This window comes from Prosthecobacter sp., from assembly GCF_044378005.1.
Lineage (GTDB): Bacteria > Verrucomicrobiota > Verrucomicrobiia > Verrucomicrobiales > Verrucomicrobiaceae > Prosthecobacter.
In genome coordinates this window covers 1-23581 of record NZ_JBILYB010000011.1, presented here as the reverse complement: position 1 = coordinate 23581, position 23581 = coordinate 1, and the positions used below count along the sequence as shown (strand labels likewise).

23 protein-coding genes are annotated in these 23581 nt (G+C 60.0%); 12 read left to right on the top strand and 11 right to left on the bottom strand.

Annotated elements, in window-relative coordinates; translation table 11 throughout:
• Positions 1-6 precede the first annotated feature (6 nt).
• Positions 7-1254 carry an NAD(P)/FAD-dependent oxidoreductase gene (locus AC6FTP_RS04120; protein WP_497205635.1) on the bottom strand — a complete coding sequence of 416 codons (1248 nt, stop codon included), beginning with the start codon at positions 1252-1254 and terminating at the stop codon, positions 7-9.
• 96 nt (positions 1255-1350) lie between these two features.
• Here AC6FTP_RS04120 and AC6FTP_RS04115 point away from each other — a divergent pair, with 96 nt between their 5' ends.
• From AC6FTP_RS04115 to AC6FTP_RS04105, 3 genes are all read left to right on the top strand, one after another.
• The gene (locus tag AC6FTP_RS04115) at positions 1351-2217 is read left to right on the top strand and encodes an SDR family oxidoreductase (protein ID WP_497205634.1); all 867 of its coding nucleotides are present in this window, start codon (positions 1351-1353) and stop codon (positions 2215-2217) included.
• Between the two features lie 63 nt (positions 2218-2280).
• Positions 2281-3222, top strand: coding sequence for a DUF502 domain-containing protein (locus AC6FTP_RS04110; RefSeq protein ID WP_497205633.1), 942 nt, complete (start codon positions 2281-2283; stop codon positions 3220-3222).
• Between the two features lie 14 nt (positions 3223-3236).
• Positions 3237-4439, top strand: a complete 1203-nt coding sequence (locus tag AC6FTP_RS04105) for a M20/M25/M40 family metallo-hydrolase (RefSeq protein ID WP_497205632.1) — start codon at positions 3237-3239, stop codon at positions 4437-4439.
• A gap of 9 nt (positions 4440-4448) precedes the next feature.
• Here the strand turns inward: AC6FTP_RS04105 and AC6FTP_RS04100 are convergent, their stop codons facing one another.
• Entirely contained in the window at positions 4449-5537 is a 1089-nt protein-coding gene (locus AC6FTP_RS04100) for a hypothetical protein (protein WP_497205631.1), read from the bottom strand.
• Positions 5538-5813: 276 nt separating this feature from the next.
• Here AC6FTP_RS04100 and hisC point away from each other — a divergent pair, with 276 nt between their 5' ends.
• On the top strand, positions 5814-6905 hold the full coding sequence (gene hisC / locus AC6FTP_RS04095; protein ID WP_497205630.1) for a histidinol-phosphate transaminase: 1092 nt from the start codon (positions 5814-5816) through the stop codon (positions 6903-6905).
• Between the two features lie 30 nt (positions 6906-6935).
• Here hisC and AC6FTP_RS04090 read toward each other — a convergent pair whose 3' ends face one another.
• From AC6FTP_RS04090 to AC6FTP_RS04070, 5 genes are all read right to left on the bottom strand, one after another.
• Positions 6936-7826, bottom strand: coding sequence for a sugar phosphate isomerase/epimerase family protein (locus AC6FTP_RS04090; protein WP_497205629.1), 891 nt, complete (start codon positions 7824-7826; stop codon positions 6936-6938).
• Positions 7827-7912: 86 nt separating this feature from the next.
• Positions 7913-8908, bottom strand: a complete 996-nt coding sequence (locus AC6FTP_RS04085) for an alpha-ketoacid dehydrogenase subunit beta (RefSeq protein WP_497205628.1) — start codon at positions 8906-8908, stop codon at positions 7913-7915.
• A 66-nt stretch (positions 8909-8974) separates the two neighbouring features.
• Positions 8975-11800, bottom strand: a complete 2826-nt coding sequence (locus AC6FTP_RS04080; RefSeq protein WP_497205627.1) for a PVC-type heme-binding CxxCH protein — start codon at positions 11798-11800, stop codon at positions 8975-8977.
• A gap of 148 nt (positions 11801-11948) precedes the next feature.
• Positions 11949-12524, bottom strand: coding sequence for an LOG family protein (locus AC6FTP_RS04075; RefSeq protein WP_497205626.1), 576 nt, complete (start codon positions 12522-12524; stop codon positions 11949-11951).
• A gap of 39 nt (positions 12525-12563) precedes the next feature.
• Positions 12564-13178, bottom strand: a complete 615-nt coding sequence (locus AC6FTP_RS04070) for a carbohydrate-binding family 9-like protein (protein WP_497205625.1) — start codon at positions 13176-13178, stop codon at positions 12564-12566.
• Between the two features lie 49 nt (positions 13179-13227).
• Between AC6FTP_RS04070 and glpQ the strand changes: the two genes are divergently transcribed.
• A complete protein-coding gene (gene glpQ, locus AC6FTP_RS04065) occupies positions 13228-14163 on the top strand; it encodes a glycerophosphodiester phosphodiesterase (RefSeq protein ID WP_497205624.1) in 936 nt (311 codons plus the stop codon).
• A 15-nt stretch (positions 14164-14178) separates the two neighbouring features.
• On the opposite strand, the gene AC6FTP_RS04060 is transcribed toward glpQ, so the two are convergent.
• The gene (locus AC6FTP_RS04060; RefSeq protein ID WP_497205623.1) at positions 14179-14601 is read right to left on the bottom strand and encodes a hypothetical protein; all 423 of its coding nucleotides are present in this window, start codon (positions 14599-14601) and stop codon (positions 14179-14181) included.
• A gap of 186 nt (positions 14602-14787) precedes the next feature.
• Here AC6FTP_RS04060 and AC6FTP_RS04055 point away from each other — a divergent pair, with 186 nt between their 5' ends.
• From AC6FTP_RS04055 to AC6FTP_RS04035, 5 genes are all read left to right on the top strand, one after another.
• Positions 14788-16176: an FAD-binding oxidoreductase gene (locus AC6FTP_RS04055; RefSeq protein WP_497205622.1), complete on the top strand. Its 1389-nt coding sequence runs from the start codon at positions 14788-14790 to the stop codon at positions 16174-16176.
• Positions 16173-17249 carry a beta-ketoacyl synthase N-terminal-like domain-containing protein gene (locus AC6FTP_RS04050; protein ID WP_497205621.1) on the top strand — a complete coding sequence of 359 codons (1077 nt, stop codon included), beginning with the start codon at positions 16173-16175 and terminating at the stop codon, positions 17247-17249. The genes AC6FTP_RS04055 and AC6FTP_RS04050 overlap by 4 nt, the downstream gene beginning before the upstream one ends.
• A 60-nt stretch (positions 17250-17309) precedes the next feature.
• Positions 17310-18095 carry a sialate O-acetylesterase gene (locus AC6FTP_RS04045; RefSeq protein ID WP_497205620.1) on the top strand — a complete coding sequence of 262 codons (786 nt, stop codon included), beginning with the start codon at positions 17310-17312 and terminating at the stop codon, positions 18093-18095.
• 153 nt (positions 18096-18248) lie between these two features.
• On the top strand, positions 18249-18863 hold the full coding sequence (locus AC6FTP_RS04040; RefSeq protein ID WP_497205619.1) for a L,D-transpeptidase: 615 nt from the start codon (positions 18249-18251) through the stop codon (positions 18861-18863).
• Positions 18864-18878: 15 nt separating this feature from the next.
• On the top strand, positions 18879-19658 hold the full coding sequence (locus AC6FTP_RS04035; protein WP_497205618.1) for a sulfite exporter TauE/SafE family protein: 780 nt from the start codon (positions 18879-18881) through the stop codon (positions 19656-19658).
• A 23-nt stretch (positions 19659-19681) separates the two neighbouring features.
• Here the strand turns inward: AC6FTP_RS04035 and AC6FTP_RS04030 are convergent, their stop codons facing one another.
• A complete protein-coding gene (locus AC6FTP_RS04030) occupies positions 19682-20101 on the bottom strand; it encodes a c-type cytochrome domain-containing protein (protein ID WP_497205617.1) in 420 nt (139 codons plus the stop codon).
• A 146-nt stretch (positions 20102-20247) separates the two neighbouring features.
• Here AC6FTP_RS04030 and AC6FTP_RS04025 point away from each other — a divergent pair, with 146 nt between their 5' ends.
• Both AC6FTP_RS04025 and nagA read left to right on the top strand, forming a co-directional pair.
• The gene (locus tag AC6FTP_RS04025; RefSeq protein WP_497205616.1) at positions 20248-21423 is read left to right on the top strand and encodes a Gfo/Idh/MocA family protein; all 1176 of its coding nucleotides are present in this window, start codon (positions 20248-20250) and stop codon (positions 21421-21423) included.
• Complete coding sequence (gene nagA / locus AC6FTP_RS04020; RefSeq protein WP_497205615.1) at positions 21420-22616, top strand: N-acetylglucosamine-6-phosphate deacetylase; 1197 nt, start codon at positions 21420-21422, stop codon at positions 22614-22616. Before AC6FTP_RS04025 ends, nagA begins: the two co-directional genes overlap by 4 nt.
• On the opposite strand, the gene AC6FTP_RS04015 is transcribed toward nagA, so the two are convergent.
• Together AC6FTP_RS04015 and AC6FTP_RS04010 are read right to left on the bottom strand one after the other, a co-directional pair.
• The gene (locus tag AC6FTP_RS04015; RefSeq protein WP_497205614.1) at positions 22617-23141 is read right to left on the bottom strand and encodes an ion channel; all 525 of its coding nucleotides are present in this window, start codon (positions 23139-23141) and stop codon (positions 22617-22619) included.
• Positions 23142-23228: 87 nt separating this feature from the next.
• Complete coding sequence (locus AC6FTP_RS04010; RefSeq protein WP_497205613.1) at positions 23229-23546, bottom strand: hypothetical protein; 318 nt, start codon at positions 23544-23546, stop codon at positions 23229-23231.
• Positions 23547-23581 lie beyond the last annotated feature (35 nt).

Genomic DNA, 23581 nt, shown 5'->3' with positions numbered 1-23581 from the left:
GGTCTTTCAAACGATACTCGCGAGCACGGCTTCGGCTGCATGGCGTCCGCTGATGAGAGCGCCGTTGATAGAGGCATCCTCCACATAATCTCCGCAGCGATACAGACCCGGTTCGAGCACGGTGCTCAGTGATTCATCACCGAGCTGGAGCTGGCGGCTTTCAGGCTGGGCGTTGCGGATCTGGTAGGTGCGGAGGTGTTTCCACTGGCGTGCACCGGGGCCAAACCAGCGCGTCATTTGATCACGCACCACGTCTTCGAGTTCGGCGCTCGATGGAGCGCCGACGATGCTTGTGCTGATGAGATGCTGACCTTTCGGAGCGAGGCTTGGCGAAGCATTGCTGAGCACGCAGGCATTGTTCACGGGGCCGCGGTTGTCGCCATCGAGATACAGGATGGCTTCGCGTGGCAGGGACTGATCCGTGGTGAAATAAAGGCAGGTCGTGCTGCGTCCCGGCTTGGGCTTTTCCACGCCTGTGTCCGGAAGGAGTCGGTGTGCGACGTCTTCACTGACGGCTAGGATAATGTGATCCGCGCGCACGATCTCGCCGGTGGAAAGGGTGATCTCGCCTCTTCGGACGGTACTGACGGGAGTGTTGAGCTTGAGTGATCCTGGGGGCAGGGCGACGGCGAGTTGATCAGGGATGGCCTGCATTCCTGCTGCCGGGATGGCTGCGCCACTGCGGCGGAACATGGAGTAGAGAAAGAAAAACATGCGCACTGAGGTGCGGAGGTCTTTTTCCAGAAACACGCCGCCAAAAAAGGGGCGGAAGAAGCGGTCGATCATCGCCTCGCTGAAGCCGAAATCGTGGAGGTAGTCTTCAGTTTCGATTTCCGGCAGCCGGCGTTCGATGGTTTTGGTGTCGGCGGATTCCTTCCAAAGGACAAGGGTTTGCCATTTGTCACGCCAGGGGATGAAGTCATCGCCCAGGTTCTTCAAGGCATCGAGTGGATGCTGAAAAGGATCGGCAAGGCGATGCAGGCGGTTTTTAAAGTAGATCTCAGCGCCTCGGTAGAGCGGACAGAGATCGAGCCCGTCATAGTCGAGCACCCGGCGAGCCTCAGGGTAGGCGGGGAGCAGCACTTGGAAGCCGCGATCAAGGGTGAAGCCATCGACTCGATCCGAGCGCACACGTCCGCCGACGGCATCGGCTGATTCGTAGAGGGTGAATGGCACACCTGCTTTGGCCAGTAATCGCGCACATGCGAGACCGGATAATCCGGCTCCGATGATGGCGATGGTGGGCTGAGGCATGAGTGATTAGGAGGGCGTTCTAGCGCATGATGGATGCCAGGAAAGTGATTGCAAGCAGCGGAGGAGTCTTCAGGGATGCGGGACATGAGTGAGCGCATGAAACTTTTGATCACGGGAACCACCGGCAGACTCGGGGGAGTTCTGGCGAGGCACTATGCGCTTCGTCATGAATTGATGTGTCCGGGTCGTGGTATGCTGGACCTCGCCCGGCCCGAGTCATTGAGCGCTGGTTTGCGTGAGATGGACTTCGATCTGCTGATCAACTCCGCAGGCATGACCAGCCCTGATGTCTGTGCGCGTGAGCCTGAGCTGGCGCAGCGTGTGAATGCTGAATCTCCGGCGGTGATGGCTGCGGAATGTCAGCGGCGCGGGGCGCGAATGATCCAGATCAGCACAGACTATGTCTTCGGTGGCGAGGTGGAGGGCAGATTGACTGAAGACATGAAAACAGAGCCGGTGAATCACTATGGCTCCACCAAGCTCGAAGGTGAACGGGCGGTGATGGCGGCTTGTTCCCGAGCACTTGTGGCGCGGGTGTCATGGTTGTTTGGCGGTGGGAATTCCTTTCCTGAGCAGATGCTGCGCACGGCACGTGAGGGCAGGGACGTGGAGGCCATCGGGGATAAATGGAGCGCGCCGACGAGTATGCATGACATCGCCTGCTGGCTGGAGGTTCTTTGGCAAAAAAGCCCCGCAGTCTCTGGCGTGCTGCATCTCTGCAACAGCGGCACAGCCTCTTGGCAAAGCTATGCCCAGACCGTGCTCGATCTGGCTCATGAGCTGGGTTTGCTCGATCATCCGGTCGTGGTGAAGGGCAATCGCCTCGATGATTTTCCCCACTTCATCGCACGTCGTCCGCGACACACCTTGATGTCAAATGAGCGGCTGGCGGGCTTGCTCGGAGAGCCTGTGAGATCTTGGCAGGCGGCTCTGCGTGAATGGATGACCTCACGGGCGGCGTGAGTTCGTCGGTGATGTTGATTGAACAAGGCGCGACATCATCGACACTACCATCGTATCCCATCTATGCCTCCCCCGGTGTCCAGTCCAGCTCCAGTGATCCGTAACCCCTTCGTGTGGTTGCGGAACAAATTCTTTGCGGGTCTGGCAGTGGCGCTGCCTTTGCTGATCACCTTTTGGGTGCTGACCAGTGCCTACCATCTTCTCCATGGCTGGAGTGAGCCCGCCATCGAGTTCCTGGCCCTGAAGATCAATGAGATCGAAGGCCGTACGGTCGTCGATCCAGCGGGTGAGACCTACAAGCAGGTCGTCAACTTCGTTGGCTTTCTCATTCCGGTGATCGTCTTTGTGGCTCTTGGTGTCATGGCCACTCATGTGCTCGGCGTGCGCGTCGTCAGCGCCATTGATCGCCTGCTCATGCGCGTGCCCATCGCTTCCTTCATTTATAAGACGATGAAGCAGGTGATCGACGGCTTCAAAGGCCTGGGTGGACGACAGAACTTCAAGCGTGTGGTCTATGTCGATTACCCCTCGGGTGACATGAAGATGCTCGGTTTCGTCACCGGTCAGTATCTGGACCCACAGCAAAACAAGGTGCTCGCCGCCGTCTTCATCCCTGGTGCGCTGAGTCCGATGACGGGCCTTCTCCTCGTGGTGCCGCTGGAGCAACTCACCGATGCTCCACTGAGCGTCGAAGATGCGATGAAGCTCATCTTCTCTGGCGGCCTCGTCGTCCCCAGCCGCCTGGCCGCGCCTGCGACCAAGCCTGACATCCATGCTCACCTGCCATCTGTGGCGATTGAGGAGGATGCGCTGGCAGTGACAGAGGATGAAGTGCTTGCCGAGTCCGCAGCGCTGCTGCCCCACGGACTGCCGCGTGCTGAAGATTTTGATTTTGGTGACCCTGACATCCTTTCCGGCAGCGAGCGTGAAGGCACTCAGCTTCTAGTTTCACGATCACCCGCACGTCGGCTGCTCGGCTCTCTGCCGTGGCGGAAGCGTGAGTAGTTTTTTCCTCTCCCATGGATCTCCGCCCGCTCCATCAAAGCGCCGAAGACGCTCTGCCTCAGATGCTCGACTGGCTCCGTCACATGGTGGAGATCAACAGCTTCACCACGAACATCGTGGGAGTGAATGCACTCGGCCAGCTCACGGCTGAATGCTTTGCTGAGCTGGGGTTCGAGCCGGAGTTCGTGCCTGCCACGCATCCGCAGCACGGCAGTCATTTGTTTCTTCGGCGTGGACCTGCTGAGCAGCCGCCCATCGTGCTCGTCACGCATCTGGACACCGTTTTCCCACCCGAAGAAGAGCTGGCAAATGACTTCCGCTGGCAGCCTGACGGGCGGCGTATCTACGGTCCCGGCACGGTGGACAATAAGGGCGGCACGGCGATGATCTGGCTCATGCTCAAAGTGATGCGCGAAGTCTTGCCGGACCTCTTTGAGTCCACGCACTGGCTCATCGCTGCGAACTCGGCGGAGGAGGTGATCGGCTCCGACTTTGCGAACTGCACGCGCGAACGTTGTCCACACGGTGTGCGTGCTGTGTTCGTGTTCGAAGGCGGGCCGAGAGATGCCGCAGGCTGGCATCTCGTCACGGCGAGGAAGGGGCGGGCCGAATTTCGTGTCACCTGTCATGGCCGTGCGGCGCACGCGGGGAGCAATCATGCCTCGGGCATCAATGCCGTCGTCGAACTCGCGAGTGTTCTGCCTCCGATTAGTGCGCTCACGGATGTGAGTCAGGCTCTGACGGTGAACATTGCCTCCATACATGGAGGTACGGTGTTAAATCGTGTGCCGCATGAGGCTGTGGCGGATCTGGAGATGCGCGCCTTTGATCCTGCGGTGCTCGTTCGGGCCGAGGAAGCATTGCGATTTTTCGGCGGACGCACTGGGGCGCATGGAGAGATCGTCATCGACTGCCTCGGACGCACACAAGCCTGGCCCGGTGGTATGCCGACAGAGGCGCTTTTTCATGTTTGGGAGAATGCCGCCGCACGTCTTGGCTTCAGCGCTGTGGCTGAGCAGCGGGGCGGACTCAGTGATGCCAACTACCTCTGTGCGCTCGGTCCCACGCTTGATGGTCTTGGCCCCGTCGGTGGGAATGCACACTGCTCCGAACGCAGCGCGGACGGGAGCAAGCTGCCTGAGTTCGTGGAACCTGACAGCTTCGTGCCAAAAGCCGTGATGAATATCCTCGCTCTCGCGGAGCTTCTTCGCGCTTGAGTGATTGGCTCACTCACCCTCGCCAGCACCATTCGTCGCCACGGTGACCCAGCCGGGCACGACCAGTTCGGCGATCCAAGCCTGATCATGGGTGACTGTCTGCGCTGGATAACACAATCTCAGCGTGAGCGGTGTGCCGCCGCTGGCATCCTGGCCGAGCCAAATGTCAAGCTGGCGTGCCAGTTCAGTTTCCTTGGGCACATAGCCGAACACGGGCATGGCGGCAGGATCTGCCGCAGGGACGAGCCGGATGCAGCGGAGCTTGTCTTTATTGCTAAAAGGGCCGCTGAACTGCGATCCAGGCGTGGCGAGCACGCGCATGAGCACCGGACGTGTGGGGCGGGCCTGCCGCATCTGCTCCCACTCCAGATCTCCGAGGGCGACAAAGCTTGCCCAGTCCACACGAGGCCCCTCGGGGGTGGGGATCACGGCCGCAAATTTTTTGGTCCCATCGCGGAGCACCACGCGGAACTCAGTGAAATTGGCCGGGCTCTGGGAATGTCTTTCGATGTGGCTGTAGGGCAGGGCTCCCACGGGATGATGAAGGTAGTACTCTCTAAGTGCGGGTTCTACCTGGGTGGCGTTCAGCGCAAAGGCCAGCTTTTCATCCACTGTGGCTGCTGCCAGAAATTTCTCCAAAGCCCAAAGCGGATCTTCGTTCACCGTGGGTTGCTCTGAGGTGCTCGGTTTCGCAGGTCGGAAGGAGAGTCGTTTGATGGGCTCGCCGATCTGAATCGGTTTTGAAGTCACGGCGACCACGGATTGAGTTCCGACCGATGGTTTCGAGGAGAGCTGGGGCGTGTCAGACACGGTCACATTGTTCAGTTCGATGCTGAGCGCCGGTCTTGGCCAAACATCGGTCCAATGGATCACTGCGGCTGCAAGGATGAGCGCTATCACAGCCCCTGCACCTGCCATGAACTGAGTCCTGGTGCGAATGAGCTCCGGGTCGAGGCACATTCGCTCAAAGGCATCTCCAGGAAACAAGGAGGCGTCGTCGATGAAATCTGGCTTCTCCAGGGAGTCTGTCGGCGGCGTCGGGCTCATCAGCAGCGCCTTGTGCTTGAAGCCGCTGCTGCGGCCCGCCACTTGAAGCATGATCGTGCGTCCGCAGTCAGGGCAGGGGCGTGAACGAGTGACAGCCGTGACCTGAATCTCGACAGACTTTTCGCAGTGGGGGCATGTGACAGAGGCTGCTGGCATCTGGACTTAAACTGAGTCTTACCATGCTCAAATCGAGCCAAGATGGCAACATCACAGGTGAAAACGTTTTGGGCAGTCATTTTAGCGTCTTTTTTGATGCTTATCCCCGCTACGCTAGGGCTTGCCAGCCTCTTAGATTCAGTCGATAGAGCCGCCCTTCCGCCACCCACCATGTCCATTTGGAACTACGCCAACCCGCAGCTCAAAGATCTCGTCGCCTACGAACCCGGTAAACCCATTGAGGATGTCGCCCGTGAGCGCGGGCTGCGGCCCGAGGACATCATCAAACTGGCCTCCAATGAGAACCCCCTCGGCCCCAGCCCGAAGGCTATCGAGGCGATGAAGAAAGCCTGCGAGGAAGTCCACATCTATCCGGACGGAGCTTCCTGGAAGCTGCGCAACGCGCTCGCTGAGAAGTTTGACCTGGAAATGGGCAACTTCATCATGGGTTGCGGCAGTAATGAGGTCATCGAGTTCATCGGTCACGCCTTCCTCAAGCCGGGTGACAATATCATCACCGCCGAGCACGCTTTCCTCGTTTATAAACTCATGGCCAAGGTCTTCGGTGCCAGCACCATCGAGGTGCCAGATCCAGGCTACGTGCATGATCTCGACGCCATGGCTGCGGCCATCACGCCGGAGACGAAGGAGGTCTTCATCGCCAATCCGAACAACCCAACAGGCACACTCGTCACCCAGGAGCAGATCGACCGCTTCATGGCCAAGGTGCCTGACCACGTCGTCGTCGTCTTTGACGAAGCCTACTACGAGTTCCTCGACAACCCGCCCGACACCTTGAAATATGTGCGCGAAGGCCGCAACGTGGTCGTCCTGCGCACCTTCTCGAAGATCCAGGGTCTTGCAGGAACCCGCGTCGGCTATGGCGTGGCGAACAAGGAACTGATCGACGTCCTCCAGCGCACGCGTCAGCCTTTCAATCTCAACTCCATCGCCCAGGCGGGCGCGCTCGCAGGTCTGATCGACCAGGAGCATCAGGACAAAACCAAGCGCATCACTGACGAAGGCCGCACCTATCTGCAAACGCAGTTCGGTGAGATGGGCCTCGAATACATCCCGAGCTACGCGAACTTCGTCCTCGTCAAAGTCGGTGATGGAAATGCCGTCTTCAAAGCCATGATGGACAAGGGCGTCATCGTCCGTGCCATGGCCGCCTACAAGCTGCCTGAATGGGTGCGCATCTCCATCGGCACCATGCCGCAGAATGAGAAATGCATCGAAGTTCTGAAGCAGGTGCTCGCTTAGTCGGCACCTGCCCGAACGATCAGCGGAGGATCACATCGCGAAGATGCGGTCCATCCGCTCGGTCAGCATCTTCAGACCGTTTGGATTCATGCCGCCGCGCTGTTCGCTGATGGCCCAGCCGGTGTAGCTGACATCATCCAGCGCTTTCATGATGGCAGGCCAGTTGTTGTCGCCCTCCGTCAGATCGCAGTCGAAGCCCTTCCAGACACCTTCGTCCTTCATCTTCTTTGTGCTGTATTCCTTCACATGGATGCGGTTGATTCGCTTGCCCAGCACGGTGATCCATTGCTCAGGCCAGCCGTAGCGCAGCACGTTGCCGATGTCGAAATGCCATCCGACGATGGGATCGCCGATCTCATCCAGGAAGCGCACGGCCTCCAGCGGGCTGAGGATGAAGTTGTTCCAGACGTTCTCGATGCTGATCTTGACGCCGAGTTCCTTTGCCAGTGGCACCGCCTTCTTGATCTGCGTGATCGAGCGCTCCCAGGCGAGGTGGTAGGGCACCTCTTCATTGCAAACACCCGGCACGACGAGGATGGACTCAGCACCATAAGCCTTCGCATCGCGCAGCGTGGTCAGCACGCCTTGCAGGCCTTCCTCGCGCATCTTCTCATCGTTGTGGGTGAGGGTTTGTTTCCAGTGTGTGTGGCAGCAGACGCTGGCCGCTTTCAATCCGGAGGCTCCGAGCGCGTCGATGATCTCCTGCTGATTCGCGCCTCCAGAGGGCTCCACGCCTTCATAACCTGCCACTTTAGCGGCCGTGTATTTCTCGATCAGCGTCCCCTTGATGCCGAGCGTGCCACCCATGATGGCCTTGCGGAGCTGGCGCACCGGTTTGGGCTCCTGGCCGCAGGCTGGGATGGAAAGAGCGAAGGCACTGGCTTGAAGCGCGGAGGAGAGGAAGGAGCGGCGGTTGGTCATGGTGGAGCGAAGTGAACGCCCATCATGCCCCAACGTTTGCACGCGGCAATCACATCACTGCATCGACCTGTGTCGCTTGGGCGATCTCAGCAAATGCCGAGCGCCTTCGCCACCACGACATCCGCTGTCGGAAGCTGGAGAGCCTCCAGCGGTGGGCTGTAGATGGCGGGGGAGTCCAGACTGCACACGCGCTGCACGGGGGCATCGAGTTCATCGAAGATGCGCTCCTGGATCATGTAGGCGATCTGGGCACCGATGCCGCAGTAAGGCTTGTTTTCCTCGACGTAGATCGCGCGATGCGTCTTGGCGACGGAGTTCAAGATGGTCTCTTCATCCAGCGGGCGGATGCTGCGGAGGTCAACGACCTCGGCGCTGATGCCGTGCTCTTCTTCCAGGATGCGGGCGGCTTCCAGGCAGGTGATCACCGCTTTGCCGTGGGCGATGAGGGAGATGTCCGTGCCCTCGCGCTTCACGTCGGCGAGACCGAGCGGGATGAAGAGGTCGCCGCCGGGGATTTCGTCGTTCGAGGGCACATCCCATTCAGCTCCGTAGAGGACGGTGCTCTCCATGAACATGACGGGGTCATTGTCGCGGATGCTGGCCTTCATGAGGCCCTTGGCGTCGTAGGCGTTGCTGGGGCAGACGCACTTCATGCCGGGGAAGTTCGCCATGATGTTTTCCGGCGTGTGGGAATGGGTGGCGCCGACGCTGGTGCCGCCATTGGCCGGACCACGGATGACGATGGGCACATTGATCTTGCCGCCGCTCATGTAGCGCACCATCGCGCCATTATTCACGATCTGATCCCAGGCCACGGTATAGAAGCTCCAGAACATCAGCTCCATCACCGGACGCACGCCGAGCATGGAGGCACCGATGCCCATGCCGATGAAGCCTGCTTCGGAGATCGGGGTATCGACGAGGCGTTTGTCGCCCCACTTTTCCCACAGACCCTGGGTCACCTTGTAGGCACCGTTGTATTGAGCGACTTCCTCACCCATGACCACGACCATGGGGTCGCGGGCGATTTCTTCATCGAGGGCTTCACGGATGGCGTCGCGGTAGGAGATTCGGCGTGGCATTTTTGGGGAGGGAAAAAGGAGCGAGTTCTTCGGCGGAGGTGGCGGGGGAGTCAAGAGCGGAGGCGGTCACTTCACCTGCACCGGGTGCATGAGGTAGGCGATGAGGTCGCGGATCTGCTCCGGCTGAAAAGCAAGAAGCAGGCCTTCCGGCATCATCGACATGGGGGAGGTCTCGGTTTTCGTGATCTCAGCACGCTCAAGGGTCAGGGTTTCGGTCAAGGTACGGAGGGTCAGGGTTTTGTCCGTGGTTTCAGCGATGACGCCACTCAGACTGCGGCCATCTTTGAGGGTGAGCAGGCTCATGCGGAAGTCCGCACGCACCACGCCGCTGGGGTCGGCGATGTTTTCCAGGAGGTAGTCGATGTTCGCCCGCCCGCTGCCCGTGAGGTCGGGCCCGAGCTTCCCGCCCTGACCGTACATGACATGACAGGCACCGCAGACGGCGGTGAAAAGCATGCGCCCCTGGCTGAGGTTGGCTTTCGCCAAAGTGGGCGCATCGAGCTGTTTCTTGAGCTTCTCGATCAATTCCTTCTTATCAGCGGCGGACTCGCGCAGTTCGCCCCAGACTTCGGTGAGCTTCTTCGAGAGAGCTTCATCATTGTAGCCGCGAATCTGCCGGGCATGAAAGGCGGTCACCTCCGTGCGGGTGATCTGGCCCTTGCCCACACTCTCCAGCATCGCAGCGGCCCAAGTGGGGCGAGAGACGAGCGCGTCCAGCACGGCGGGGCGGTCGGCGGGGGCGAACTTGCGGTAATCCTTCGCCAGTCTTTGGCCGATGGCTGGGTCATCAAAGAGCGTCAGCCCGCGCACGGCGGTGACGTTCAGGCCACGCACGTCGAGCAGGCCTTCACAAACGGCGCGCAGGTCGGCGGGACGGGCCTCGATCAGCGTCTTCAAAGCCGCCTCGCGGGTGGGAGTCTCCGCCTGGGCATCCAGCACGATCTTCTTCACGTCATCGAGCGCGCGGCCATCGCCGAAGAGGATGGAGAGGTCGCGGATTGAGTTCGTAGTTCGGGCTTCAGCCCGTTCTTCGGCACTCCCAGCACGGGCTGAAGCCCGAACTACGAACGCCTCCCAAGCCTCCGGCTTCGGCACCTTGCGCAGACCTTTGAAGGCCTCCGACATCCCTTCCAGGATGTTCGCCGCCTGCTCAGGCTTCGCGCTTGTCAGCAGCGCATTCAGATGCTCCGGCTGCGTGGCGAGACTGCGCGCGATCCACTTCAGCGTCTTCGGCCAGGAGCAATGCTGGGCGATCTTCACCAGCGCTGCCGGGTCATGCTTCGCCAGCGGGCTGATGCCAAACCAGACCATGTGCGGCAGGAAGGGGTCGTCGGCATACTCCGCGTGCTTCAGAAGCTCGATGGCGAGTTCGGGGCGGCGACTCAACGGCAGCCGTTGGAGCGTGCTGGCGAGTGTGAGGTGGACGAAGCTGGATTTTTCGGTGCGGGCCAAGTCAATCAGTCGAGGAACCTCCGGGCTTGCCGCCCATTTGAATCCTAGATTCTGACATCTACCTTCAATGGTATCCATCGGCCAAAACTGCGTCATCTCACGGATTGCCAGCACACGCTGATGCTCATCGCCCTTGAAGTCAGGCTTTGGCAAAGGCTTCCGCCAAGCAAAGGGCTTCTCCAGCTTCTTCACCTCCCCATAGCTGATCCTGAAAATCCTCCCGCTCGTCCGATGTACGCCGGTGCTTTCGTGGCACTCTCCCGTGTCGCTCCAGTCCAAAATAAAACCGCTGCCGTCGGGGCCGGTGCTGATTTCGATGCCACGGAACCAAGGATCGTCGGTGAGGAAGACATCGGGCTCATGTTTGCCGACGTAGCCGCTGCCGTTGCGTTCGAGGCGCTCCACATTCGCACGGCGACCGTGCATGTTCAGGGTGAAAAGCTTGTTGCGATACTGCTCGGGCCATTGGTCACCCTGATAGATCATCATGCCGATGTGGGCGTGGCCGCCGCCGAGGCTGTTGGCCTTGCCATCGCGGGATTCCGTCCAGCTCCCGCTGCGGTCGTAGTGGTAGTGATCGGCGATGGTATCGAGCTTTTCATACACGAGCGGATTCAGCGTGCTGGAGTCCATGAGATGAGCACCGGGGATGAGGTGCCAGAGATGGCCGGTGACGGTGTTGATGAAGAACATCTCGCCGTTTTCATCCCAATCATGGCCCCAGGGATTCGTGGTGCCGTGCGTCAGCACCTCGACGATCTTCCGCTCGGGATGAAAGCGCCAGATGCCGCCCTTCATCGGGATGCGTTGCTCGTCCGGCGTGCCGGGCACACCGAGTCGTCCGGGGCAGGAGTGCCCGCATCGACCGTAGAGCCAGCCGTCCGGGCCCCAGCGCAGGCCGTTAGCGAAATTGTGGTAGTTGTCCTTCGCCACCGTGAAGCCATCCAGCACCACCTCGGGTTCGCCATCCGGGATGTCATCGCCATTGCGATCTGGGATGAAGAGCACCTGCGGCGGGCACATCAGCCACACGCCGCCGCGCCCGACCTCCACGCTGGTCAGCATCTGCACCTCTTCCGTGAAAACCTTCCGCGTCTCCGCCACGCCGTCCCAGTCCTTGTCCTCCAGGATGATGACCCGGTCCTTCAGCCCCAGATCGAAGCGCTTCTGCCGCTCTGCGTAAGTGTAGTTCTCCGCCACCCACATCCGCCCCTTGGCATCCCAGGCCATGGCGATGGGATTCTGCACGTCCGGCTCCGCTGCAAAGAGTGTCGCTTTGAAGCCCGGCGGCAGCTTCAGCATCTTCAGGGACTCCTGCGGCGTCGGCGGCTGCGCATCACCGGGATCGGAATTGTAGAGGGCAGGGAAGTCCGCCCCCATCAGCGCAGCAGACGCCAGAGCAAAGAAAACGGAGAAGGTCGGAAGAAAGCGGCAAGTCATGGTCGGCACCCGCCACCCTGAAACCTCCACCCCCCTCCGGCAAGCTGTAGGTAAGTCTGGATTCGATGAAACGAGAAATGCTGCCCACCTAAAAGCGCCCGTTTTGCTCTGAAGCTTTTGAGTTCTGCGACATTTAGTCGCCGGAGTTTCAAACAAGTTCCTTGATCCACTTCCCGCAGGTGTGCGGCTGGAAGGCCTGCATGGCGGTGAGCAATGCGGCGGGATCAGTCTCCATCAGCAGACTGGCGCGGTGCTCGGGCTTGAGGAAATCGGTGCCCGTCATGTGATCGAGAAAGGTGAGCAGGTGATCGAAGAAGCCCGCGACGTTCAGAAGACCGACGGGTTTGCCGTGAAAGCCAAGCTGGAGCCAGGTGAGTGTCTCGAAGAGTTCATCCAGCGTGCCAAAGCCACCGGGCAGGGCGATGAAGGCATCGCTGAGGTCCACCATCATTTGTTTCCGCTCATGCATGGAGCGCACGACGCGGAGCTCGGTGACCCCACCGTGGCCGAGTTCCTTGGCCAGCAGGGACTCGGGGATTACGCCGATGACCTCCCCACCAGCGGACATCGCCGCATCCGCGATGACGCCCATGAGGCCGACATTGCCGCCGCCATAGACGATGCCGATGCCCTGGCTGACGAGATGCCTCGCGAGGTCAGCGGCGGCGGTTTGAAAGACGGGGTCGAGTCCGCGACTGGACCCGCAATAGATGGCGATGCGCATGGCGGCTTCTCTTCAGCCGCTGGCGGGCGCGGTCAAGACTCAGTCCATGAGATCAAAGAGGCCAAAAGAGCCTGGCACATGGAAGTCGGGGCGCTCAGTCTGGGGATCGACCCACGGCATCCAAAGTCGGCGCAGGCTGCCATCGGCCTCGCGGGAAAAGTCGGCGCGATACACGCCGGCGAAGAACTGGCGGGCATCTTTTTGGATCACGCCCATTTCCTGCAAGGTGCTCCAGGGCAGGCTGCCGGAGACGGTGTAGTGCTCGCCCTGGATTTCGGCGGCGAGTTTCAAAGTCGGGCAGGTCCAGTCGAAGTCGATCTCTCGGTAGTGGCGGGCTTTATAAATGAGCGCTTCGGCTCGCGGGCTCATTTCAAAACCGTAGTAGGGCGTGAGGGAGAGATCCGTCGTGAAGAAGATCTCCACGCGGTCGGAATCCAGCACGCGCTCCTTCAGCGTGGCGGAGTCATCGAGCACGAGATCGTGGTCGATGCAGTCGAAGCGGAAGTGCAGCGCCTCGGCATCCCAGAGCGCGCGGAACTCCGTGGCCGCGGGAGTCAGGTCCGCATTCCAGGGCAAAGAGAAGTCCGTGAGACAGACGGCGCGGCTCCATTCGAGCGTGGGGCCGGAGGTGCGATGGATGGAGTAGCGCTTCATGGGGAGAGCAGTCTTGACGGAGAGGGCGGGAGTCTGTCAGCCTGAAAGCATGGCTCGCAAATCCTTTCCCCTGATCATCGCCCATCGCGGCGCGAGTGGCTATCTGCCCGAGCACACGCTGGAGGCGAAGGCCATGGCCCATGCCCAGGGCGCGCACTACATCGAGCAGGATCTCGTTTTGACAAAGGACGACGTGCCCGTGGTGCTGCATGACATCCATGTGGATAGCGTCACCGATGTGGCGGAGAAGTTTCCGAACCGGAAGCGCAGCGATGGCCGCTACTACGCGCTCGACTTCACGCTCGCAGAACTCAAGACACTGCGTGTCATGGAGCGCTTCGATCCCGCCACCGGGAAGCAGGTTTTCCCGAAACGCTTCCCGAAAGGGCAGGGGAGCTTCCAGGTCGCGACGCTGGAGGAGGAACTCCAGCTCATCCAGGGCCTGAACCGTAGCACAGGCCGCATCGCCGGCATCTACCCCGAAATCAAAGATCCCGCCTGGCATCGCGCGCAGAAGCACGACATCACCCGCATCGTGCTCGCCATCCTCCGCCGCTACGGCTACCGCAGCAAAGACGACCCCTGCTACATCCAGTGCTTCGAGCTCGATGAACTCAAGCGCCTGCGCGGCTCGCTGCGCTGGCGCGGGAACCTAGTCATGCTGCTCGACACCCTCCCCACCGGCCCCGGCAACACCGACTTTAACCACCTGCGCACACCCAATGGCCTCGCCGAACTCGCCAAGATCGCCGACGGTATCGGCCCCGATATCGAGAGCGTGATCGCCGCTGATCGAAAGCCCACCGCGCTGGTGAAAAACGCCCACGCCTGCGGCCTGAAGGTCCACCCTTACACCCTGCGCGTGGATGAGTTGCCGAAGTTCGCCAAGTCCCCGGAGGATCTCCTGAAGCTGCTTTTCAAAAAGGCCGGTGTCGATGGGCTCTTCAGCGACTTTCCCGATGTGGCGATGAGGTGGGGGAAGTAATCGCTTGGCGTGTCATCAGTGCGGCTTCCTGGCTTTCAGCCTGTGCATGCCAAGAATGTAGGCCAAAAGTAAAACTCCAAACATGAGAAACCAGGGAACAGGATCGATGGGCCGAATATAACCGAAAGAGGAGAGCGGATCGAACTCCACTCGGAATTCTGAAGGAACTACAATCAGCGATGCCTCTCCGTGATACGTCGCCAACTGCAAATGGCATTCCCTGCCATCCGAGCTCCAAGTGTCATTCGTGGTAGAAGCACGAGCATCAAAACCCGGAAGGGGCGACTTGAATGTAAGCACAGGTGGTTTTCCTGAGATCGAAACGTGAGACTCTGCCTGGAAGACTTCCAGTTTTAAAGTTTCAACCGCAAACTCGGATTCATCGGTGACACTGATGGTCCAGCGACCATCAGGAGATGTGGTGGAATGGCCTCCCATTGAGGCAGCCAATCAGCCGAGCTTCACTTTGTCACGCTCAAAGTGCCCCGCATGAGACCGGGCGTGGCAAAGAATCTTTCCAAGGACAGTCCAAACGCACAGCGCCAGCCGGACGAGAATATCCAACCTCAACTAGAACGTCCCTGCGCCCTTGCGCCATCGCTTCAGCCGCCCACACTCCGCGCCGTGCCAACCGTCACTCCTCATCTCGTCTCCGCCCTTTGTTCCGCGCTCTCGCCTGACCGTGTCCTCACGCAGGCGGAGGATATTTTGCCTTACAGTTTCGATGGCACTGCTGCTCTGAAGGTGAAGCCCGGCGCAGTGGTGTTTCCGCATTCGGGAGAAGAGGTGGCCGCATGTGTGAAGCTGGCGCGTGAAGCCAGAGTGCCTGTCGTGACGCGTGGTTCGGGCACCGGACTCAGCGGTGGCAGCGTGCCCATCGAGGGGGGCCTCGTGATCTGTGTGGTGCAGATGGACAAGATCCTCGAAGTCGATGAAAAGAACCTCACCCTGCGTGCCCAGTGTGGCGTGATCACGAAGGAGATCGACGATGCGGCGAACAAGGTGGGCCTGTTTTATCCGCCTGATCCCGGCAGCATGAAGATCAGCACCATCGGCGGCAATGTGGCGGAGAACAGCGGCGGTCTGCGCGGCCTGAAGTATGGTGTCACACGCGACTACGTCATGGGCATCGAGGTTGTCTTGCCCGATGGCACCCTCACGCGTCTCGGCAACAAATGCGTGAAGGATGTGGCTGGCTATTCGATGAAGGATCTTTTCATCGGTAGTGAAGGCACACTCGGCATCATCACCGAGGTCATGCTGAAGCTCGTGCCTAAGCCGAAGGCACGGAAGACCATGCTGGCGCTCTATGATTCCATGGAAGCAGCGGCGGAAACCATCAGCGCCATCATCGCGGCGAAGATCATCCCCTGCACGCTGGAGTTCCTCGATCGCATGACGGTCGGCTGCGTGGAGGATTACGCGAAGATCGGCCTGCCGACTGAAGTCGAGGCCGTGGTGCTCATGGAGACCGATGGGCATCCCATCGTCGTCGAAGAAGAAGCCGCACAGATGATGGCTCTTGCTCGTGCACATGGAGCCCGTGAGGTCCGCGCCGCCGCCGATGATGCCGAAGCTGGCAGGCTGGCCACCGCCCGCCGCAGTGCCTTCTCCGCGCTTGCCCGCAAGCGGCCAACGACCATCCTGGAGGACGTCACCGTGCCGCGCACGGAGCTGGCGCACATGGTCAAATTCATCCGCGAGGTGGCGGAGCGGCATCGTCTGATGGTCGGCACCTTCGGGCACCTGGGTGATGGCAATCTGCACCCCACTTTCCTCACGAACGAACGCGACACCGAGGAGATGCACCGCGTGGAGATCGCGCTGGAGGAGATCGTGGATGAAACCATCCGCCTCGGTGGCACGGTCACGGGTGAGCATGGCGTGGGCTTGGCGAAGAAAGCCTTTGTGAAGCGCCAACTCGGCGAGGCCAGCTACGAACTCATGCGCACCATCAAGCGCGCACTCGACCCCGAGTGCCTGATGAACCCAGGGAAGATTTTCGATCTGTGAGTCAACCTATCTCGATCACTGCCGCTGAAGTCGTCTGCGCCCTCGGTGACTCAATGCCCGAGTGTCTGGAGACTTGGCTTGCGGGCAGATCAGGCCTGGCGGAACACGAAGGTCTGCTTTGTGGACGCATCGCAGATCGCAACGTGCTGAAAGGCCGACGCTATGGGGCGGCCTCGAACCTCGCCGTGCATGTCGCGCGCCATGCCGTGCAGCGTGCAGGCTGGAGTGCCGATGACACCAAGACAGCCTGGCTCTTCGCCGCCAGCAGCCGTGGCAATGCGGGCGAGTTACTCGGGCAACATGCGTGGCGTCGTCCTTCCCCGCGCTTCAGTGCCAGCAACACAATCCACAGCGAGATCGCCGCTGCGGTGAGTATCGAACTCGGCATTCGAGGTCCGTGGCAGATGCTTTCCAGCGGTTGCTCGTCAGGCCTCGATGCTCTCGGCATGGCTTGGATGGCCCTGCGTGCGGGTTTGACGAAACGAGCCCTCGTCGTCGCCGTGGATCTGCCGCTCGTGCCCGAGCTGGTCCGGGCGTTTCGTGACACGCATTTGCTTTCCACGAATGGCGTGAATGATCCGCTCTCGCCGCTGACCACGGGATTGCATCTCGGTGAGGCAGGCGTGGCGGTGACTCTCGAAATCTCCGACAAGGGTCTCGCGGAAGTGACGCGCTATGCGGCCAACAGTGACGCGCATGACTCACTCATGATCCCGGAGGATGGGGCACCGCTCGGGGAGTTGTTGAGCGAGTTTCAGCGCCCGGCTTTGCTTTGCCCTCATGCCACGGGAACTCTGAATCATGCCCTGGCGGAGAGTCGGGGGATGCGCACAGCCTTTGGCGACATGCCGCCGCTGCTCCTGCTGAAGCCTTTCACCGGCCACACACTCGGAGCCTGCGGCCTTCTGGATGTCGCGCTCATCGCGGCTGCGCTGCCGGAGGTTCCCGGCAACCTGCCCGGCATCACGGGGGTGCCTGACGTCCTTCCGAAACTTCATTCTGGCGACACTCTCCTGAAAATCGCCTCCGGGATGGGCGGGCACAATGCGGTGGTGGAACTGCGCGTGGGGTGAGTCTTTAAAATATGGCTGACAAAGCCAGTCGGGGTCCTCATGCTGCGTTCACTTCACCTCATGACTAACCGACTCATCCCCCTCTTTGCTTTTGTCTTCAGCATCTTCGCCCATGCCCAGGAGACGCCTTTGCCTGCGAAGGAAAAGTTCCACCTCTTCCTGCTCGTGGGTCAGTCGAACATGGCTGGCCGAGGTGTGGTGGAAGAGCAGGACAAGACGCCGCATCCGCGAGTGCTCATGCTGAGCAAGGAAGGCAAGTGGGTGCCTGCGGTAGATCCCATGCACTTCGACAAACCCGCCGCCGGGGTCGGCCTCGGCAAGACCTTTGGGCAGATCATCGCCGAGGCGAACCCAGGCGTGACCATTGGGCTCATCCCCTGCGCGGTCGGTGGCTCGCCTATCGACACTTGGAAGCCGGGTGTCTTTTATCCTGCTACAAAGTGCCATCCCTGGGATGACATGACCAAGCGTGCGGCTCTTGCTCTGTCCGCAGGCACACTCAAGGGCATCCTCTGGCATCAGGGTGAGAGTGATTCCAAGCCCGAATTGGCTCAAGCTTACGAGCCCAAGCTTCATGATCTCATCGCACGTCTCCGCCAGGAACTGAAGGCGCCGAGGGTACCATTCATCGCCGGGCAGATGGGCAAGTTTAAGGAAGTGCCCTGGACGCCGGAGATACTCCTCGTCGATGCCGCTCATCAGAGCCTGGTGAAGAAAGTGCCGCACACAGCCTTTGTCAGCGCCGAGGGGCTGAAGCACAAAGGGGACAAGATCCACTTCGACTCCGCCTCCTTTCGAGAACTCGGCAAGCGCTATGCGGAAGCGTATCAGAAGAATATAAAATGAAGTCGCTCGAGTGAGAGCTTTATTGAATATAAGTCCCTTCAAATTTATTGAGTGAACATAATGTAATTACCACACCGAGTGAGGTGAGTGATTTGAAGTTTTTGACATCACGCTCTGGCGTCTGACACGGAGTTTGCTACAAACACAGTCGCTATGAATCCTGCACGCCTTTTCCTTGCCGCCTTTTCCTTGGTCAGTCTAAGCGCCTGTCAGTTGCCGTCGAACTTTCTGCCGACGGCGTTCGTCCGTCAGGAAGTGATTCGCAAACCGCTCGTCGTGCAGCCCGTGGATTCCTCGAATAGTCCGCTTTATGTCTGGCACGGCGCAGGCCAGCCCGGCCCAGTTCGTGTAACGATCGATCTCAGCCAGCAGAAGGCCTACATCTTCCGCAACAGTCAGAACGTCGGCTGGTCCTATGTGGCGACGGGACGCAGTGGTTTCCCCACGCCCACCGGCACCTTCCGCATCTCGGAGAAGGTCGTGAACAAGCGCTCAAACCGCTACGGAACCATCGTCGATGCCAATGGCAACACCGTCCGCAGCAACGCTACGGCGGGCATGCATCGTGTGCCTTCAGGCGGCAGTTTTGTCGGCGCAAAAATGCCCTACTGGATGCGTCTCACCAGCAACGGCGTCGGCATGCACGCGGGGTATATCCCCAATCCTGGCTCACCTGCCTCCCACGGCTGTGTGCGCATGCCCTACGACATGGTGACTAAGCTGTATTCCATCGCGCCAGTCGGCACGCCGGTGACCATCGTCCCCTGATCCAAGTTCAGCGCATTGAACTTTCTCACCGACTGGCTGCCGCAGTACACGCTTTTCACGGCGGACACGCAGGTTTTCCTCCTGGCCTCCATCGCGGCGGTCTGCATCGGCCTTTCCAAAGCCGGACTCTCTGGCACCGCGACGCTGAATGTGGTGCTCATGGCCCAGGCTTTTGGAGCCAAGGCCAGCGTCGGCCTCGTGCTGCCTCTGTTGATCGTGGCCGACTTCATGGGCTTCTACCTCAACCGCCACGGCGGTTCCTGGAGGCGCATCATTCCCATGGTTCCACCCGCCATCGTGGGCGTGATCATCGGTTGGTTTCTGCTCGGCCATATCGACAACACCCTCGCGCGCCCCATCATCGGCTGGTTGATCATCGGGCTGCTCGCCTTTCACCTGCTGCTGAATGCTCGGCGGCAGGACTTCATCCTCCTGACCCAGCACAAAGCCTTCTCCTGGAGCATGGGCCTCTGCGCAGGCATCGTCACCATGCTCGCCAATGCCGCGGGGCCGGTGATGACCGTCTATCTGCTCTCCCAGCATTTGGAGAAGAAGGAGCACCTCGGTGTCTTCAGCCGCTTCTTCCTCTTCATCAATCTTTTCAAAGTGCCGTTCTCCGCTGATCTCGGGATCATCAATCCACGATCACTCGCCACGAATCTCGCCCTGCTGCCCTTTGTCATCATCGGCATCCTGCTTGGCTGGCAGATCCTCAAGCGCATCCCGCAAAAGCCCTTTGAGTGGACGCTTTTCACCCTCACCCTGATCGCAGCCTTCTGGCTCGTGCGTGGGTGAGGTGATTAGTCGGAGTGCCGGGCTTACGAGTTGTCCGACTTCGTCTTCATCGGCTTGATCACACCCGCTTTGCCTTCCGGCCATTCAGCCCCCTGCTTGATCCAGTCATAGATGAGGTTGATCTCCGTGTCCGTGACCCGATGGCCAGCGGCTGGCATTGCCTTCAGATTCTTCGCAGGAAGTTTCAGCACGATGTAGAGCATGCTGCTGTCCGGCTTGCCAGGCAGGATAATGGGGCCATTCACACGCTTCTTGAAGGCCATCGCACGATTCTCCAAGCTGAGTTCACCGAGCAGGGTGCCCGTGTTGTGGCAGTTGATGCAGCGACTGGTGAGCAGCGGCTTCACTTGCTTGGCAAAGTCCACCTTGGGTGCATCCGCAGCCCTGGCCGCAGTGAAGGAGACAAGACTCAGACCGAAGAGAAGGGACAGGTAGGTTTTCATGGTGGTGGGTATGCTTACAACGTGAGTCTCTGCATTTCGCTTCCACAATACCCCGCTTTGCTTGTCATTGGCTACACGGATCTTGAGATGATCTCGTCGTGACATTGCCGCGTGTTTTGCTCATGCTGAGTCGTTCTTTCCTCGCCATGAACCGCCGCACTCTTCTCACCGCCCTGCCCGCCGTCCTCTCCGCAGCCCCTTCCTTTGCCGCTGATAAAAAATGGCGCGTCGGTGTCATCGGTCATACAGGGCGCGGCAATTTCGGGCATGGACTCGACACCATGTGGCTGCGCATCCCGGAGTCGGAGATCGTGGCTATCGCCGATGCTGATGCCAAAGGACTCGCGGATGCAAAGAAGAAGCTCTCGGTCACCACGGGCTTTGCCGACTACCGTCAGATGCTCGCGGAGACGAAGCCAGATATCGTCGCCGTAGGGCCTCGGCATGTGGATCAGCACCGCGACATGATCGTCGCCGCCGCGCAGTCCGGAGCGCGTGCTGTTTATGTGGAGAAGCCTTTCTGCCGAAACCTGGAGGAGGCGGATGATATCCTCGCTGCCTGTGAGAAAGCGGGCACGAAGCTCGCCATCGCACATCGCAATCGTCAGCATCCCGTCCTGCCAGTGATCGCCAAACTGATCGAGGAAGGACTGATCGGACGTGTGCTGGAGATGCGTGGTCGAGGCAAAGAAGACACGCGTGGTGGATCCCTCGATCTCTGGGTGCTCGGCTCGCATATCATCAATGTCGTGAGCTACTTCGGTGGTGAGCCCATCTCATGCAGTGCCGAGGTGAAGCAGGACGGACACCTCATCACGAAGGCGGATGTGAAGGAGGGCGATGAAGGCATCGGCCTGCTCGTCGGCAATGAAGTCCATGCTCGCTATGAATTGGCGAAAGGTCTCACGCTCTACTTCGACTCCATAAAGGAAGCTGGAGTGAAGGAGGCGGGTTTCGGCCTTCAGATCATCGGCACGAAGGGCATCATCGACTTCCGCATTGATGCTGAACCCCTCGCCCATCTGCTGCCGGGCAGCCCTTTCCAGCCCAAGTCGGGGCCACGCACCTGGGTGCCCATCACCACGGGCGGAGTCGGAGTGGTCGAGCCCATCAAGGATCTCGGCAGGATGGTCTCCAGCCATGAAGTCGCCGGGCGTGACCTCATTGCCTGCATCGAGCAAAACCGCACACCGCTTTGTGATGGCGTGCAGGGCAAACAAACGATCGAGGCCATCAGCGCCGTCTTCGAGTCACATCGACTTGGCGGTCAGCGGGTGAACTTCCCGCTTCAGACGCGCGTGAATCCGCTCACTCTGCTATGACCCTGCCACCCGCCCTTATCATCGAGAACGGCACACTCATTTTGCCGGATCGACTCATCGAGAATGCCAGCCTGGTGTGCGAAGGCGGTCGAATCTCCGCACTTGGCAGACGCGTGAAGCGCCCTCTGGACGCGCAGATCATCGACGCGCGCGGTGGCTACATCAGCCCAGGATTCATCGACATTCATGTCCATGGCGGCGCGGGTGCGGACTTCATGGATGGCAGTGCCGAGGCGGTGCGCACAGCCTTGAAAGCCCACGCCCGACATGGTACCACGAGCATCTTTCCCACCACGACCACAGGCAGTCCCGAGCAGATCACCGCGATGCTCACCACCTGCCGCGAAGTGCTTGATTCATGGGAGCCAAGGCAAGGCGCACGCATCGCCGGTGTGCATGTTTATGGCCCCTACTTCGCTGAAGACAAAGTCGGCTGTCATTCCCAGTCAGGCCGCCGCGAGCCGAGTGCGGCGGAGTATGCCGCCTGGTTCCTCGATGACCTCGTGCGCATCGCCACGTGTGCTGCGGAGTTGCCAGGAGCACTCGATTTCTACCGTGCGGCAAAGCGGAAGCGCTGCCTCATCACCTGCGGTCACTCAAATGCCAACTGGGCAGAGATGGCGCAGGCCTTCCGCGCCGGGATGCGGCATGTCGATCACTTCTGGTGCGCGATGAGCAGCGTCGTTTCATTGCGCAATCGCTTTGGCACGCCCATGCAGGCCAGCATGGAGCAGTTCGTGCTCGCCACAGCAGACATGAGCACGGAAGTCATCGCTGACGGGCATCATCTCGCACCCGAACTTCTCGACTTCGCCTTTCGTATGAAAGGCGCGGCACGTCTCTGCCTCGTCACCGACAGCAATCGAGCGCTCGACATGCCGCCCGGACGCTACCGTTTTGGCTCCGCCAAAGATGGCTCATGGTTTGAGAGCGACGGACTCGTCGGCCGCGCCGGAGGCAGCCTTGCTAGCGCCATCGTTGGCATGGATCACATGCTGCGTCACATGTTCCGCAGCACCTCCGCCAACTTGCCAGATGCCGTCCGCATGGCCAGCCTCACTCCAGCGGAGCGCACGGGCATTGCCACCGAGACCGGCAGTCTGGAGAAGGGTAAACGCGCAGACGTGCTTGTGCTCAGTAAACGCCTCGAAGTGAAGCGCACCCTCATCGGCGGTGTCGAAGTGGGGTGCTGATTACTCGCGCGGCTTTTTGTCCACCCGCAGCGAGTCCTTGAGGCTGATGAAATCCGACAGCAGGAAGATCACGGTGAAGAAGGCCAGGATGACTTCCATCATCGTCACGATCTTTGCCGGGATCGTCTGCGGGGTCACATCTCCGAAGCCGAAGAATGAGAAGTTCAGCACGCTGAAGAAGAAGCACTCGAACAGAATCTCCGCCTGGCTCCAGGTTTCCTGAAACGCACTGAAGCTACCTTTGTCCGCCGTCTCCAGGCACCAGAAATCCAGTGCAAAAGAGAGTGTGATCTGTGCCATGTTCACACCCATCAGACCGAGGAAACGATGGTAGGGAATGTTGTGAGAGGTGGCGAGCAGGATGTGCTGGAGATTCTCGACAAAGAAGAAAGCTGTCTTCGTCAGCGCCCACCCCATGACCAGCAGGCAGATGGAACGTCCAGACATCCACTGCTGCTGAACGGCCAGTTCGATGACTGCCGCAACGGCGATGATGACGATGACCTCCGCCGTCTGACGGAACATTTGGGTCGGGAATGAAGGCTCAGAATTCATGTATAGCCAGATAACCGGCCACGCCCCTGTATGGCAAGCCGGAACAACGGCGCGCCCTCAGCCGAGCTGCTTCCACTGGATCTTGCCCACCTGATCTCCAAAGCGGTCGATCTGCACCTCGGCCAGCCAGGCATCAAAGCCCAGCGTGATGGCACGCGAGCAGACGCTGTCGTGCTCCGTCTGGCTGAGCGCAGGTGATGGGTTGGATGCCAGATGTGAGATCACATGCACGAGCATTTCATTGTCGGCACTGCGGGCTTCGAGATCCTTGGTGCCATGACGCTGCGTCTGGTGATGGCAGCGGTAGCCATTGTCTGTGAGCCATTTCTCCACATGGCGCTCTCCATATTCGGCGATGTCGGTCGGTGTCAGCATATTGATGGTGGGGTTGAAAGTTCACTAAACTTTTG